The sequence below is a fragment of the Streptomyces sp. NPDC028298 genome, assembly GCF_055565895.1.
This window is the reverse complement of the sequence record NZ_JBVHTL010000001.1, coordinates 975,155-988,705: the sequence shown is the minus strand read 5'-3', so window position 1 is coordinate 988,705 and position 13,551 is coordinate 975,155. Positions and strand designations below refer to the sequence as shown.

Annotated in this window: 12 protein-coding genes and 1 tRNA gene; 8 read left to right on the top strand and 5 right to left on the bottom strand. The window is 72.5% G+C overall.

The window, feature by feature from the left end:
- Positions 1-186: 186 nt before the first annotated feature.
- Entirely contained in the window at positions 187-1,374 is a 1,188-nt protein-coding gene (locus ACZ4TO_RS04430) for a thiolase family protein (RefSeq protein ID WP_382779023.1), read from the top strand.
- A gap of 143 nt (positions 1,375-1,517) precedes the next feature.
- Positions 1,518-2,291 (top strand): sulfite exporter TauE/SafE family protein, encoded by a 774-nt coding sequence (locus ACZ4TO_RS04425; protein ID WP_468023393.1) that lies wholly within the window; start codon positions 1,518-1,520, stop codon positions 2,289-2,291.
- Positions 2,292-2,301: 10 nt separating this feature from the next.
- Here the strand turns inward: ACZ4TO_RS04425 and ACZ4TO_RS04420 are convergent, their stop codons facing one another.
- The 3 genes from ACZ4TO_RS04420 to ACZ4TO_RS04410 all read right to left on the bottom strand — a co-directional run bounded on the left by ACZ4TO_RS04420 (position 2,302) and on the right by ACZ4TO_RS04410 (position 6,020).
- Positions 2,302-4,422 carry an MDR family MFS transporter gene (locus ACZ4TO_RS04420; RefSeq protein WP_468023392.1) on the bottom strand — a complete coding sequence of 707 codons (2,121 nt, stop codon included), beginning with the start codon at positions 4,420-4,422 and terminating at the stop codon, positions 2,302-2,304.
- 39 nt (positions 4,423-4,461) lie between these two features.
- Positions 4,462-5,232, bottom strand: coding sequence for a precorrin-6A synthase (deacetylating) (cobF, locus tag ACZ4TO_RS04415; RefSeq protein WP_468023391.1), 771 nt, complete (start codon positions 5,230-5,232; stop codon positions 4,462-4,464).
- 263 nt (positions 5,233-5,495) lie between these two features.
- Positions 5,496-6,020 (bottom strand): DUF309 domain-containing protein, encoded by a 525-nt coding sequence (locus ACZ4TO_RS04410; protein ID WP_468023390.1) that lies wholly within the window; start codon positions 6,018-6,020, stop codon positions 5,496-5,498.
- Positions 6,021-6,120: 100 nt separating this feature from the next.
- On the opposite strand from ACZ4TO_RS04410, the gene ACZ4TO_RS04405 reads away from it, so the two are divergent.
- Both ACZ4TO_RS04405 and ACZ4TO_RS04400 read left to right on the top strand, forming a co-directional pair.
- Positions 6,121-6,194 (top strand) — tRNA-Pro (locus tag ACZ4TO_RS04405).
- A 126-nt stretch (positions 6,195-6,320) separates the two neighbouring features.
- Positions 6,321-7,049 (top strand): 2-phosphosulfolactate phosphatase, encoded by a 729-nt coding sequence (locus ACZ4TO_RS04400; protein ID WP_468023389.1) that lies wholly within the window; start codon positions 6,321-6,323, stop codon positions 7,047-7,049.
- On the opposite strand, the gene ACZ4TO_RS04395 is transcribed toward ACZ4TO_RS04400, so the two are convergent.
- Positions 7,028-7,564, bottom strand: a complete 537-nt coding sequence (locus tag ACZ4TO_RS04395; protein WP_382779035.1) for an NUDIX hydrolase family protein — start codon at positions 7,562-7,564, stop codon at positions 7,028-7,030. The two genes, ACZ4TO_RS04400 and ACZ4TO_RS04395, sit on opposite strands and share 22 nt — an antisense overlap.
- 175 nt (positions 7,565-7,739) lie before the next feature.
- Between ACZ4TO_RS04395 and ACZ4TO_RS04390 the strand changes: the two genes are divergently transcribed.
- The 4 genes from ACZ4TO_RS04390 (at position 7,740) to ACZ4TO_RS04375 (ending at position 12,565) form a co-directional block, all read left to right on the top strand.
- Positions 7,740-8,603: an intradiol ring-cleavage dioxygenase gene (locus tag ACZ4TO_RS04390; protein WP_468023388.1), complete on the top strand. Its 864-nt coding sequence runs from the start codon at positions 7,740-7,742 to the stop codon at positions 8,601-8,603.
- Positions 8,600-9,697 (top strand): maleylacetate reductase, encoded by a 1,098-nt coding sequence (locus ACZ4TO_RS04385; RefSeq protein WP_468023387.1) that lies wholly within the window; start codon positions 8,600-8,602, stop codon positions 9,695-9,697. The genes ACZ4TO_RS04390 and ACZ4TO_RS04385 overlap by 4 nt, the downstream gene beginning before the upstream one ends.
- 397 nt (positions 9,698-10,094) lie before the next feature.
- Complete coding sequence (locus tag ACZ4TO_RS04380) at positions 10,095-11,534, top strand: hypothetical protein (RefSeq protein WP_468023782.1); 1,440 nt, start codon at positions 10,095-10,097, stop codon at positions 11,532-11,534.
- Between the two features lie 263 nt (positions 11,535-11,797).
- A complete protein-coding gene (locus ACZ4TO_RS04375) occupies positions 11,798-12,565 on the top strand; it encodes an NPP1 family protein (protein ID WP_382779041.1) in 768 nt (255 codons plus the stop codon).
- 70 nt (positions 12,566-12,635) lie between these two features.
- Here ACZ4TO_RS04375 and ACZ4TO_RS04370 read toward each other — a convergent pair whose 3' ends face one another.
- Positions 12,636-13,523 carry an SDR family NAD(P)-dependent oxidoreductase gene (locus ACZ4TO_RS04370; RefSeq protein ID WP_468023386.1) on the bottom strand — a complete coding sequence of 296 codons (888 nt, stop codon included), beginning with the start codon at positions 13,521-13,523 and terminating at the stop codon, positions 12,636-12,638.
- Positions 13,524-13,551 lie beyond the last annotated feature (28 nt).

The window sequence follows — 13,551 nt, the reverse complement described above, 5'->3', positions numbered from 1 at the left end:
CGCGAAGGGGCGTATACCGGGACGCTAAGGGGCGTATACCGGGGGCGGAGGGATCCGTCCCGGCCGAGGGAGAGATCTTCCCAAGGGTCCGGTGCGGGGCTATAGTCCGAAACTAGCAGTGCTAATTAAGGTGCGTGTTCACCCATGCCCGGTGTCCGTTCGCCGGCGTCCCCCAGGAGTCCTGTCGTGCGTCCCGTCCACTTCGCGGCCGCCCGCCGCACGCCCATCGGCAAGCTGCGCGGTGCCCTCTCCTCCGTGCGGCCCGACGATCTCGCCGCGGGCGTCATCCGCGCTCTGGTCGCCGAGGTGCCCACCCTGGACCCGGCCCGCGTCGACGACGTCTACTGGGGCGCCGCCAACCAGGCCGGCGAGGACAACCGCAACGTCGCCCGCATGGCCGCGCTGCTCGCCGGACTGCCGGACAGCGTGCCCGGCGCCACCGTCAACCGGCTCTGCGCCTCCGGGCTCGAGGCCGTCACGACGGCCGCCCGCGCCATCGCCTCGGGCGAGGCCGACATCGTGCTCGCCGGAGGCTCCGAGTCGATGAGCCGGGCCCCCTTCGTGCTGCCCCGCCCGGACGAGGCGCTGCCGCACCGCATCGAGACCGTCGACACCCGGCTCGGCTGGCGGCTGGTCAACCCGGCGATGAAGGACCTGCACGGCGTGCTGTCGATGGGGGAGACCGCCGAGGAGGTCGCCGCACGGTACGGCGTCACGCGCGAGCGGCAGGACGCGTTCGCGCTGCGCAGCCACCAGCGGGCGGCGGACGCCCGCAAGAACGGGTACTTCGACGCCGAGGTGCTTCCCGTCGAGCGTCCCGACGGGGTGGTCGTCGACAGCGACGAGTGCGTGCGCGAGGACACCTCGCTCGACAAACTGGCCCGCCTCAAGCCGGTGTTCCGCGCCGACGGCACGGTCACCGCGGGCAACGCCTCGCCGATGAACGACGGCGCCGCGGGGGTGCTGCTCGTCAGCGAGGAGGCACTGAACGATCTGGGGCTGGAGTCGCTCGGACGCTATGTCGCCGGGGCCTCGGCCGGTGTCGATCCCGACGTCATGGGCATCGGCCCGGTGCCCGCGACCCGGAAGGCGCTCGCGCGCGTCGGCTGGACCGTCGCCGACGTCCAGGAGGCCGAGTTCAACGAGGCGTTCGCCGCCCAGGCCCTCGCCTGCGTGGACGCCCTCGGCATCGACCCCGACCTCGTCAACCCGACCGGCGGCGCGATCGCGCTCGGCCATCCGCTCGGTGCGTCGGGAGCCCGCATCCTCACCACCCTGCTGCACCGCATGCGCCGCACCGGCGCCGAGCGCGGCCTGGCCACGATGTGCGTCGGCGTGGGCCAGGGCAGCGCGGTCCTGGTGGAACGCCACTGACACCGGGGCCTGGCGAAGCATCTCTTCCGGCGTTCGAGGCAACCCGGCGCACCGGCCGACCCCGGTGCGCCGTCGGCCCGGTGGGCACCCGGAGGGACCCTCGGCGGTCGGGTGGGCAGCGTGGGCATAGCATCGACCCCCGCATGAACACGATGACGCTCTGGCACATATCCCCGGGGGAGTTCGCCGCTCTCGCCGCCGCGGCTCTGCTCGTCGGCTTCTCCAAGACCGCCGTCAGCGGCGCCAACACGGTCAGTCTGGCGGTCTTCGCCGCCGTACTGCCCGCCCGCGCCTCGACCGGCGTCCTGCTGCCCCTCCTGATCGTCGGCGACGTACTCGCCGTCGCCACCTACCGGCGCCACGCCCACTGGCCCACGCTGTGGCGGCTGTTCCCGGCGGTCGCCGCCGGCGTCGTGCTCGGCACGCTGTTCCTGGTGTGGGCCGACGACGAGGTCGTACGCGCCTCGATCGGCGCGACCCTGCTGCTGATGACCGGGATCACGCTGTGGCGCCGCCGGGCCGCGGCCCAGGACGAGGAACCCGACGCGGTCGTGACCCGCGCGGGCCGGGCCAAGGCCCGCTCCTACGGTGTCCTCGGCGGCTTCACCACCATGGTCGCGAACGCGGGCGGCCCGGTCATGTCGATGTACCTCCTCTCGGCGGGCTTCCGCAAACTCGGCTTCCTCGGCACCTCCGCCTTCTTCTTCCTGATCGTCAACGTCTCCAAGCTGCCCTTCAGCGCGGGCCTCGGCCTGATCGACGGCCGTTCGCTGCTGCTGGACGCGGCCCTGGCCGTGTTCGTCGTGCCGGGGGCCTTCATCGGCAAGTGGGCGGTGAAGCGCATCAACCAGCTCCTCTTCGAACGGCTGGTGATCGTGGCGACGGTGGTCGGCGGCGTACAGCTCCTGCTCCACTGACCCGGCGCGGTCAGCCCGGCGAGGCCGCGGACAGTTCCTGGGGCCGGTCCGGCAGACCCTGCGTCAGGTCCTCGACCAGCAGACGCTTGGCGATGGTGTCGACGGCGGCGCGCAGTTCCGCCCCGGACGGCCGGCCGATGTCCTGTTCCACGCGCCCGGCGAGCCAGCGGCCCCAGGCCTCGCCGATCACCCGCGCCTCGCGCTCGCCCGCCGCGGTGTGCGAGAACAGCGTGCCGTGCCGGGTCAGATAGCCCTCGTCGACCATGCGCTGGAAGACCGGGACGAGCACCTCGGGAGGCAGATGGCGCCGGGCGGCGATCAGCGCGAGGTTGGCGTGGCCGACCATGCGGGTGAACAGCTCCACCTGCATCACGGCCCAGGCGCCCGCCACGTCCAGCCGGGTGTCGGACTCGAAGACGATGCGGCGCGCGGTGTCCATCTCCGTGCTGCCGATGATCTTCGCGACCGAGAACTCCAGCAGCCGCTGGGAGTCCGCGGTGGACGGCGACGCGAATCCCTCGCCCATGTCCGTCGACCCCATACGCGCGCTGTCCCGCAGCTCCACCTGCTTCAGGAACAGCGCCACGACGAAGCCGAGAAGCGCGACCGGGACCGTCCACAGGAACACCGTGTGGAGGGTGTCGGCGTACGCGTCGACGATGGGAGCGGCCGCCCGCGGCGGCAGCTTGTGCAGCCCCTCGGGGCTCTGCGCCGCCTTGGCGATGACGGCCGGCGGGGCCGCGCCCGTCTCGGCCGCCGCCCTGACCCCGTCGGCCAGGTTCGGCTTGAGCGCGTTGGTGTAGATCGTGCCGAAGACGGCCGTACCGAACGAACTGCCCAGCGTACGGAAGAAGGTGACCCCGGACGTCGCCGTGCCGAGGTCGGTGTACTCGACGGTGTTCTGCACGGCGATCGTCAGCACCTGCATGCACAGGCCGATCCCGGTACCGAGCACGAACATGTACAGGGACTCCAGCCACGCCCCGGTGTCCGGCCCCATGCGCGACATCAGATAGAGGCCGACCGCCATCACGAGGGAGCCGACGATGGGGAAGAGGCGGTACTGCCCGGTCTTGCTCACCACGTTGCCGCTGAAGACGGACGCGATGAGCAGCCCGAGGACCATCGGCAGCGTGCGCACACCCGAGATCGTGGCCGACTCCCCGTCGACGTACTGCAGATACGTCGGGAGGTAGGTCAGCGCGCCGAGCATCGCGAAGCCCACGATGAAGCTGAGGATCGAGCAGACCGTGAAGACCGGGTTGCCGAACAGCCGCATCGGCAGCATCGGTTCGGCCGCGCGGGTCTCGACCCGGCAGAACAGCGCGAGCGCGATCAGACCGCCGACGAACAGGCCGATGATGGTGGGCGAGCCCCAGGCGTACTCGTTGCCGCCCCAACTCGTCGCCAGGATCAGCGCGCTGGCCCCGACCGCGACCAGCGCGATGCCCAGGTAGTCGATGACCGGCCGGGTCACCGATTTGACCACGGGGATGGTGCGGGCCGCCGCGATCACCACGACGATCGCGAGGGGCACGTTGATGTAGAACGCCCACCGCCACGACAGATGGTCCGTGAACAGGCCGCCGAGCAGCGGTCCGATGACCGTGGCCACACCGAAGACGGCACCGATCGCGCCCTGGTACTTGCCCCGCTCGCGCAGCGGGATGACGTCCGCGATCAGCGCCATGGAGGTCACCATCAGACCGCCCGCGCCGACGCCCTGGACCCCCCGCCAGGCGATCAGCAGCGTCATGTTGGTGGCGAGCCCGCACAGGAACGAACCCGTGATGAAGATGATCGCCGACGCCTGGAAGACCAGCTTGCGGCCGAACAGGTCGCCGAACTTGCCGACGAGTACCGTCGCCACGGTCTCGGCCAGCAGATAGGCGGTCACCACCCACGACATGTGCGCGGCGCCGCCGAGGTCCGACACGATCGTCGGCAGCGCGGTGCCCACGATCGTCTGGTCGAGCGCGGCGAGCAGCATGCCCAGCACGATCGTCGCGAAGACGATGTTGCGGCGGCGATTGTCCAGCACCGGTGGTCCGGGCGCGCCCGCCGGCGCGGGCGCGGTGTCCTCCGTGATCGTCACAATCGCCACCCTCACACCGGTGGGCTCCCCGTGCATGCGGGGCGACCCGCCCGGCGTACGGGGCGGCCGGGCCTCCTACTCGCCCGGATTCCTGCGCAGCAGATAGGTGTCCATGATCCAGCCCTTGCGTTCGCGGGCCTCGGCGCGCAACCGCTCGATACGGGGGGCCGCCTCGGCGATCGGACCCGAGACGAGGATCTCGTCGGGCGTGCCGATGTAGGCGCCCCAGTAGATGTCGATGTCCTCGTCCGCGTACCGCCGGAACGTCTGATGGGCGTCGAGCATCACGACCACGTCGTCCACCCCCTCGGGGAAGCCCTCCGCGAGGCGCCGCCCGGTGGTGATCTGCACGGGCCGTGCCACCCGGTTCAGCCCCGTGCGGTGCCGGGCGACGAGCGCCGAGACACTGCTGATCCCGGGCACCACGTCGTACGAGAACGCCACCGCGCCCCGGTCCAGGATCTCCTCCAGGATGCCGAGCGTGCTGTCGTACAGAGCGGGGTCGCCCCACACCAGGAACGCGCCGGTCTCGTCCTCGCCCAGCTCCTCGGCGATCAGCCGTTCGTAGATGGCCGCGCGGGCGCTGCGCCAGTCCCCGACGGCCGGGGAGTACGCGGAGCCGCCGGCGGTCCGGTCCCGGTCCGGGTCGCGGGCCTCGACCAGGCGGTACGCCCCTTCGGGTATGTGCGCGTCCAGGATGTCGCGGCGCAGTTGGACGAGGTCCGACTTCACCTCGCCCTTGTCCAGGATGAAGAACACGTCCGTGTCCCTCAGCGCCTTGACCGCCTGCAGCGTGAGCTGATCGGGGTCGCCCGCTCCGATGCCGATGACATGAATCTTTCGCACACCGAGAGTCTGCCCCACGCCACCGACAGTGGACGCACCGGCCGCACCCCGGGAACGTGCACCCGGCCCGCGCCCTGGTCGGACGGCCGGTCCGGGTGGCCCCGTCGACGCCCGGGCCCTGGTCAGGCGTCCCTCGCGTGCGGCCCCGTCGATGCCCGCGTCCCGGTCGGGCGTCCCCCTCGTGCGGCCAGGTCCAGGCCGGCGCCCTGGTCAGGAGGCCCGGCCGCACGACCCCGGCGACGCGGGTGCTGCCGGTGCTGTCGTCAGGCGGCCCGCACGCGCAGCCGCGGGGCTTCCCCCGCCGCGTCGGTCGGCCGGCCGTCGCGCTCCACCACGGCCGCCAACTCCCGTGCCCAGCGGGCGACCTCCGCGAGGTCCAGGTCGTAGGGCCGCGGCCGGCCGGTCGCCGCCGTCCACTCCTCGACCGCTCCGGCCCCGCGCCGCAGCAGCCGCGCGCCGCCCGTCACGTTCCCCCGGGCCGCGTGGGTGAGCCCCACGGCGAGCTGGGCCAGTCCACGCCACAGCCCGCGCTCGTCCGCGGGACCGGACTTCCAGGCGTCCTCGAAGACCTCGTGCGCGTGGAACGGCCGACCCGCGTCCAGCAGCGCCTGCGCCTCGGCGACCGTCTGCTCGGGACGGCGCACGACGCCCTCCGGCGCCCGCTCCACCCCGGGGGTGCCGTACGGCAGCGGGCGCCCCAGTCCGTCCCGGGGCCGGGCGTTCCGGGCCCGCCCCTCGGCGTCCCGATCGCGTCCGCCGGCCCGCCCCGTCTCAGATGTCCCGGTCATACGCCGATTGTCGCGCGCCCCCGTCCCCCTGCGGAGCAGCCCCCGGCGTGGGGTAAAGTTCTGTTCGCACGATCACGCGGGTCACCGCGGGTGAAGGCACCGGGACGTGGCGCAGCTTGGTAGCGCACTTGACTGGGGGTCAAGGGGTCGCAGGTTCAAATCCTGTCGTCCCGACTTGCTGGACAGCAGGTCGCAGGCCGTTTCCGCCGAGGCGGGAGCGGCCTTTTCCGTTCCCCGGGGACGGGTGTGCGCCGCTTTATTCCGTTCCCCGGGGGCCGGGGCGGGCGCCATGATGACGCGATGGACGCTCGTTTCCTCGGCATCGCCGAGCTCACCGAAACCCCGTCCGTGGCGGTCGTGGTCGACGTCATGCGGGCCTTCACGGTGGCCGCCTGGGCCTTCGACCGGGGCGCGGAGAAGATCGTCCTCGCGGAATCCCTGGACGAGGCTCTGGCGCTGAAGGCCGGCCACCCGGACTGGGTGGCGCTCAAGGACGGCCCGCCCGCCCCCGGGTTCGACCTCGTCAATTCGCCGGGCCTGCTGCGGTCCGCCGACCTCGGCGGCCGGACCGTCGTGCAGAAGACCACGGCGGGCACGGTCGGCGCGCTCGCGGTCAAGGACGCCTCGCTCGTCCTGTGCGCCGGCTTCGTGGTGGCCGGGGCGACGGCCCGGCTCCTGCGGGCCCGCCCCGCCGACGGCGTCACCTTCGTCGTCACCGGCGAGGACGGCCGCGCCGAGGAGGATCTGGCGTGCGCCCACTACATCGCCGGGCGGGCCGCCGGGGCCGCGACGGACGCGGATGGGTTCCTCCGCCGGGCCGCCGCGTCCCGCGCCGCCGACGAACTGGCGACCGGGGTGCGGCAGGGCGTCCATCCCGACGACGTCGCGCTCTGCCTCGAGCTCGACCGCTTCTCCTTCGCCATGGTGGCGGCCCCGGAGGGCCCGCTCATGGTCCTGCGCCCGCGCGCCACCGGCACGGGCCGCGCCGAGAACGCCGGGCCCCCGCGTCAGGCGATACGTCCGACGTAGGCCAGCGCCTGCCGCAGCAGAACGCCGTGACCGCCCGGCATGTCGTCCGTGACCACGGGGGAGGCCGCCTCCTCCGGGCTGAACCAGACCAGGTCCAGGGCGTCCTGCCGCGGGCGGCAGTCGCCGGTGACCGGGACGATGTACGCCAGGGACACGGCGTGCTGGCGCGGGTCGTGGAACGGCGTGACCCCCAGCGTCGGGAAGTACTCCGCGACGGTGAAGGGCTGCAGGGAGGCCGGGATCCGGGGGAGGGCCACCGGGCCGAGGTCCTTCTCCAGGTGGCGCAGGAGGGCGTCCCGGACCCGCTCGTGGTGCAGCACCCGGCCGGAGACGAGGGAGCGGGTGACCGTTCCGTCCGGACCGATGCCGAGCAGGAGCCCGATGTGGGTGACTTCGCCGTTGTCGTCGACGCGCACCGGTACGGCTTCGACGTACAGGATCGGCAGGCGGGCGCGGGCCGATTCCAGTTCGTCGCGGGACAGCCAGCCGGGCGTGGTTTCGGTCAAGTCAGACATTGCTTGATCATACTTTCCGTGCGTCCGGTGCGGGCGTGATGTTCCAGGTCAACGATGCCCCACGGAAAGGGTCATTGTGTGTTCTTCGGCGTCGGTGACGATGTTTCGGGCCACGGATCCGGTCTCGTAGCCTGGGCACGCTCGGCAGGACGACCGGCTGGACCTCGGGAGCGGCATGGCCAGGGAATTCACCACGGAGATCACCGACGCCGTCGTCGACAGCTTCGCGGGCACGGCCGATCCGAGGCTGCGTGAGCTGCTCGGCGCGCTCACCCGCCATCTGCACGCCTTCGTCCGCGAGACCCGGCCGACGACCGCGGAGTGGGAGCGCGCCATAGCCTTCCTCACCGCGACCGGGCAGACGTGCACGGACACCCGGCAGGAGTTCATCCTCCTTTCGGACGTCCTCGGCGTCTCCATGCTGGTGGAATCGCTGAACGGCCACGACGACCCGGGCGCGACGGAGTCGACCGTCCTCGGGCCGTTCCACCTGACGCGGTCACCCGTACGGGAACTCGGCGCGACCATCGACCTGGTGGGCACCGGCGAACCGTGCGTCGTCAGCGGCCGGGTGCGCTCCCGCGACGGCGGTCCGCTGCCGGGTGCCGTCCTCGACGTGTGGCAGGCGGACGGACGGGGCTTCTACGACGTCCAGCAGCCGGACGTCCAGCCGCCCGGCAACGGCCGCGGGCTCTTCACCACCGACGCCGAGGGCCGCTTCCGGTTCCGCACCTGTGTGCCGAGCCCCTACCCGATCCCCACCGACGGTCCGGTGGGTGCCCTGCTCGGGGCCACCGGCCGCCACTCCTGGCGCCCCGCCCACATCCACTTCATCGCCTCGGCCGAGGGGCACGCCCCCGTCACCACGCACATCTTCGTGGCGGGCAGCCCCTACCTGGACTCCGACGCCGTCTTCGCCGTGAAGCGGAGTCTCGTACAGGACTTCACCGAGACCGACGACCCCTCGCTGGCACGGGAGTTCGGTGTCGCGAACCCCTTCCGACACGCCCGCTTCGACCTCGTCCTGGAGCCGGAATGACCACCCCGCCGAGCACCCCGCTCGACTTCACCTACGAGACCCGGCCCGCCCGGGTCGTCTTCCGGCCCGGAGCCTCCGTGACCGCGACACCCGGGGAGGTCGCGCGGCTCGCGCTGCACCGCGTCCTCGTGGTGTGCGGCGGCCGGGGCGTGGACGCCGCCCGCGCGGTGGCGGACGCGCTCGGCGACAGTTGCGCGGGAATCCACTCCGGTGCCCGGATGCACGTCCCCGTGGAGGTCGCCGACCGGGCCGTCGAGGTGGCGCGGGAGACGGGCGCCGACGGGTGTGTCGCCGTCGGCGGCGGATCCGCGATCGGCCTCGGCAAGGCGATCGCGCTGCGCACCGGCCTGCCGCTGATCGCCGTGCCCTCCACCTACTCGGGCTCCGAGATGACGTCCGTGTGGGGCCTGACCGAACAGGGGGTCAAACGCACCGGCCGCGACTCCTCCGTACAGCCGCGCAGTGTCGTCTACGACCCCGACCTCACCCTCGGCCTCCCGGTCCCGCTCTCCGTGACCAGCGGCGTCAACGCCCTCGCGCACGCGGCCGAGGCGCTGTACGCCCCCGACGCCTCCCCGCTCGTCTCCCTGATGGCGGAGGAGGGCGTACGGGCGATGGCCGGCGCCCTTCCCGGCGTGGCCGCGGACCCCGCCGATCCACGGGCCCGCGCCAGGGCCCTGTACGGCGCCTGGCTCTGCGGTTCCTGCCTCGGCGCGACGACCATGGGCCTGCACCACAAGCTGTGCCATGTCCTCGGCGGCACCTTCGGTCTGCCGCACGCCGAGACCCACACCGTGGTCCTCCCCTACGTCCTCGCCTACAACGCGTCCGCCGCGCCGCACGCGCTCGCCGTCCTGGCGCGGGCCCTGGACGCCGACGACGCCCCCCGCGCCCTCCGGGACCTCGCGGGAGGCCTCGGCGCTCCTCGCTCTCTGGCCGAACTCGGTTTGAAGGAGGCCGACTTGGCGCGCGCGGCGACGATGGTCGCCGCTGAGTCCTATCCCAACCCCCGGGAGGTCACGGGGAACGGAGTACTCGGGTTGCTGACGGCCGCGTACGAGGGCTGGGAGCCGCGGAGCGAGGTCCTTCGGTAACGGCAGAGCTGATTCCGCGGAGTCGGCGGGCAGCGGGCGGCAGGGGTGACTCCGCGGCAGGCGGCAGGCGGCAGGCGGGAGACGGGAGGCGGGAGGCGGGAGGCAGTGGGCGGCGGACGCCTTGCGCGGGCGGAAGGCGAAGGCGTCGGGCGGCACGGCCGTGGCCGGTCGGTCCGCCCTTTTCGACGACCACTGACGCCTCGTCATGTCCGTTGACGGTCAGGTTGGTTGAGCGGTCGACGACTCTTCGGGGCGTTCCGGGCGGGCGTGGCACACGTCACCCCGGCGGGTGCCGAAACGCGGGGCGGGGCTTCACGGGTTCATGACACCCTCACCTCTGGTTACCCGTCGGTAATCCCGAGTCACCCCCCACCCCCCTCAAGGACTGAACTTGCGTATCCGCAAGCGGGCCTCGCGGGCCGTCGTGCCCGCGCTCGCCGCATCCGCCCTCTTCCTCGCCGCCGGCTGCTCCGCCAGTCCCGCGGAGCCGTCCTCCCGTGCCGACCCCGCACGTCCCGTCGCGGCCTCGGCGTCCGCCGTCGAGGACGCCGGGCGGCCGCTCGCCGTCGCCGCGGCCCCCGAGGCGGCGGCCACCTCGACCGCCGTCGCCCGTCCGGGTGAGCCGGGCGGCCGGGCGCACCGGGCCGCCCTCAAGGTGGCGTCGTACGACAGCAAGACCCGAAGAGCCGTCATATCCCGTGTGGGCAAGGGTGGTTCGGGCGGAGCGGGGACGCAGTCCCCGTCCCCGTCCGCCGGGGCCTCGGCCGAGCCGCACGCCACCGCCGTCGGCGACGTCATCGCCAGCGCCCCGGCGCCCGGCGCACCCGACGGCCTCCTGGCCCAGGTGACCGACGTGATCGGCGAGAGCGCCGAGGGTACCGAGGTGCAGACCGCGCCGACGACCCTGGACGCGCTGCTCGGTGACGACGACGCCAAGGGCTCCGTCGCCGTCGACCCGGCGTCCTTCGACATCGAGAAACTGCTGCCGGACGTGCGGGTCTCGTGGGCGAAGGCCGGAGACGTCCACGTCGGCCCCGAGGGGGCGAAGGTTCCGCTCGGCAGCCTGCGGATCGACGTCGGCGCGAAGGTGGCCACGGCGCCCGGGGCGCCGGCCTCGGCGTCGGCGTCCGTCTCCGGATTCGTGCAGGTCGCGCCGGATGTCGACTTCTCCTACGGCGGTGACGCGGCCGGCTCCGGACCCGGCACGGCCTACCTCGGTGTCTCCGGCGACTGGGACGCGCAGTGGGCGGTGAGGGGGCGCGCCGCCGCCTCCGCGCAGCCCCGGCGGGTGCCGTTCGCGAAGCTGCACGCCGACCCCGTCCTCCAGGTCGGCCCGATCCCCGTCGTGGTGAACCTCGATCTGACCTGCTACTTCCAGATCGACGCCGACGGGGTCGTCACGCTCGACGTGGAACAGCATCTCAAGGGTGACTTCAAGGCCGGAGGCGCCTTCGGTCCCGCCCGGGGGTGGACGCCGGTCGACGAGTCGCACATGACGAGCAGTCCGGTGCGTACCTCCGTCAGCGCGGCGGGACGGGTGAAGGCGGCCCTCGGCGCGGAGGCCAGTGTCGGCCTCTACGGCGCCGTCGGTGTCACCGCCGACCTGGCCCCGTACCTGCGGGGCGAGGCCGCGGGCTCGGCCGGCACCACGACCACGACGGGATCCGCGGTGAAGACGGAGGCCACCGCCACGGGCGCCTGGGCTCTCTACGGCGGTGTCGATCTGACCGGCACCCTGCGGGTGCAGCTGTCCGTCTTCGGCACGCCCGTGTTCCAACGCGCCATTCCGCTGGGCGCGTTGAACCGTGAGTGGAAGCTCGGCGACGGTCGCGTGTAGTTCGGGCGCCCGTGCCCGCCGGTAGCGGGCGGTCATCTCCCGTGCCCCGGCAACCTGCCGGACGGGCGCGGGAGATGACCGTTGGCGCGGGCGGATCCGTCTCCAACAGCCCATCTCTCGCTCCCAGTTGGGCAATCCTTCATCGCTCCGATATTCGCGGCCTCTGGTGTTTTTCGCGGCCGCCCGGAAGGCTGACCGGGGCATGCCAAGGCGACCGCGTTGGCATGCCCCGCCCCCACGCCGCGGTCGATCTGGAGGAAGCAGTGACAAGAAGCTCGCGGATCCGCAAGGTCTCGCTCATCCTCGGCAGCGCCGTCGCGCTGGTCGTCGCCTTCCCGGGCAGCGCCCTCGCCGACCCGCCCACGGCCTTGCCCGGGAACGCGGACGCGCTGGAGTCGACGTACCAGCCCGCCTTCGACTACGACACCGACGGCTGCTACCCGACCCCCGCCATCGGCCCCGACGGGACCGTCAACCCCGGTCTCAACCCCTCCGGAGCCCTGAACGGCCACTGCCGCGACTCCTGGGACCTGGACAACACCAACGGGTACTCCCGCGAGAAGTGCAACAACGGCTGGTGCGCGATCATCTACGGCCTCTACATGGAGAAGGACCAGGCCGTCGTCGGCAGCGGTCTCGGCGGACACCGCAACGACTGGGAGCACGTCGTCGTGTGGGTCCAGGACAACCAGGCCAAGTACGTCTCCACGTCGGCCCACGGCAACTTCAACATCTACACCCGGGACCAGATCCGCTGGGACGGAACGCACCCCAAGGTCGTCTACCACAAGGACGGCATCGGCACCCACTGCTTCCGCCCCGCCAACACCAACGACGAGCCGCCGGAGAACCACTACCACACCTGGCAGTTCCCGACCCTGGTCGGCTGGAACGGCTACCCTGCCGGGCTGCGCGACAAGCTGAGCGCCTACAACTTCGGCAGTGCCGTGTTCGGCCTCAAGGACGGCAACTTCAACTCCCACCTGTCGAAGGCCAAGCCCGCCGGCATCGCGTTCGACCCCAACGCCTGACCGGTGCTCCGGTGGTGGGTGGAGCGCGCGGTTCGGCGACACCCGCCACCGGCCCGTTCCCGTACGGCGCCTATGAGTCGAGAAGGTGCTCCTGGTGACGTGGCGGGCTGCCCGCGTGCCATGGCAACACCTCCCCGAACCGCACAAGTTCGCCGTACCGTGCCGGATCGCTCTTCTCGCTCAGCAGCAGATCGAGGATCGCGACGGCGGCCCGCGCCGGTGTCTGTGCCTGGCTGAAGTCGGCGAACCACGGGCGTGACAGCGGGGTGTCCACGAGACCCGGGCAGACGGCCGCCACCAGGGTGCCCTGGGCCAGGTCGGCCTCCCGGCGCTCGGCCGCGACCGCCCGTACGGCGGCGACCTGGGCCACCTTGGAGGGCACGTTGATCCACTGGGGCCAGCCGAGCTCCCGTTCGGTGCCCGCGTGCACGGCGGCCCGCCAGGACTCGACCGCCGCCTCCACCTCGTCGAGCGAGACGCCGTCGAACAGCGCGTGCAGCCGGGCGTCGAGATGCCCCAGCGTGCCCAGGGAGCTGGCCACGACGATCAGCCGCCCGCCGGGCCGCAGGACGGGGCCGAAGGAGCGCAGCACCGCGTGTGCGCCTCCGTTGGCGACATCGATGAATGCGTCGGCCTGCTCGGACTGGGGCCGCTCCGGTGTCAGCATGGCGCTCGCGTTGGACACGACGATGTCCACCCCGCCGTGGCGCACGCCGAGTTCGGCCGCCAGTTCTCGGACGGCCCGCGCGTCGGTGACGTCGAGGACGCGGCCCTCGACCCGGCTCACGGTGGCCGCGGAAGCGTCGACCCGCGCGACGGCGTCGGCGACACGGTGGGCGTCGCGCCCGGTGAGCAGAACCAGATCGTCGCGGCCCATCCGGGCGGCGAGCCCTTCGACGAGCGCGAGGCCGAGTCCCTGATTGGCTCCGGTGACGAGAGCGATGCGTGCGTTGGTCATGACCACCACGCTAGGAACAGCTCGGGTA

Excerpts from the sequence above, each read along its gene's own strand:
- ACZ4TO_RS04385 (WP_468023387.1), top strand. The coding sequence starts at position 8,600 with ATGACCACCCCGCCGAGCACCCCGCTCGACTTCACCTACGAGACCCGG.
- ACZ4TO_RS04420 (WP_468023392.1), bottom strand. The coding sequence starts at position 4,422 with ATGCACGGGGAGCCCACCGGTGTGAGGGTGGCGATTGTGACGATCACG.
- ACZ4TO_RS04390 (WP_468023388.1), top strand. The coding sequence starts at position 7,740 with ATGGCCAGGGAATTCACCACGGAGATCACCGACGCCGTCGTCGACAGC.
- ACZ4TO_RS04425 (WP_468023393.1), top strand. The coding sequence starts at position 1,518 with ATGAACACGATGACGCTCTGGCACATATCCCCGGGGGAGTTCGCCGCT.
- ACZ4TO_RS04400 (WP_468023389.1), top strand. The coding sequence starts at position 6,321 with ATGGACGCTCGTTTCCTCGGCATCGCCGAGCTCACCGAAACCCCGTCC.
- ACZ4TO_RS04395 (WP_382779035.1), bottom strand. The coding sequence starts at position 7,564 with ATGTCTGACTTGACCGAAACCACGCCCGGCTGGCTGTCCCGCGACGAA.
- ACZ4TO_RS04370 (WP_468023386.1), bottom strand. The coding sequence starts at position 13,523 with ATGACCAACGCACGCATCGCTCTCGTCACCGGAGCCAATCAGGGACTC.
- ACZ4TO_RS04410 (WP_468023390.1), bottom strand. The coding sequence starts at position 6,020 with ATGACCGGGACATCTGAGACGGGGCGGGCCGGCGGACGCGATCGGGAC.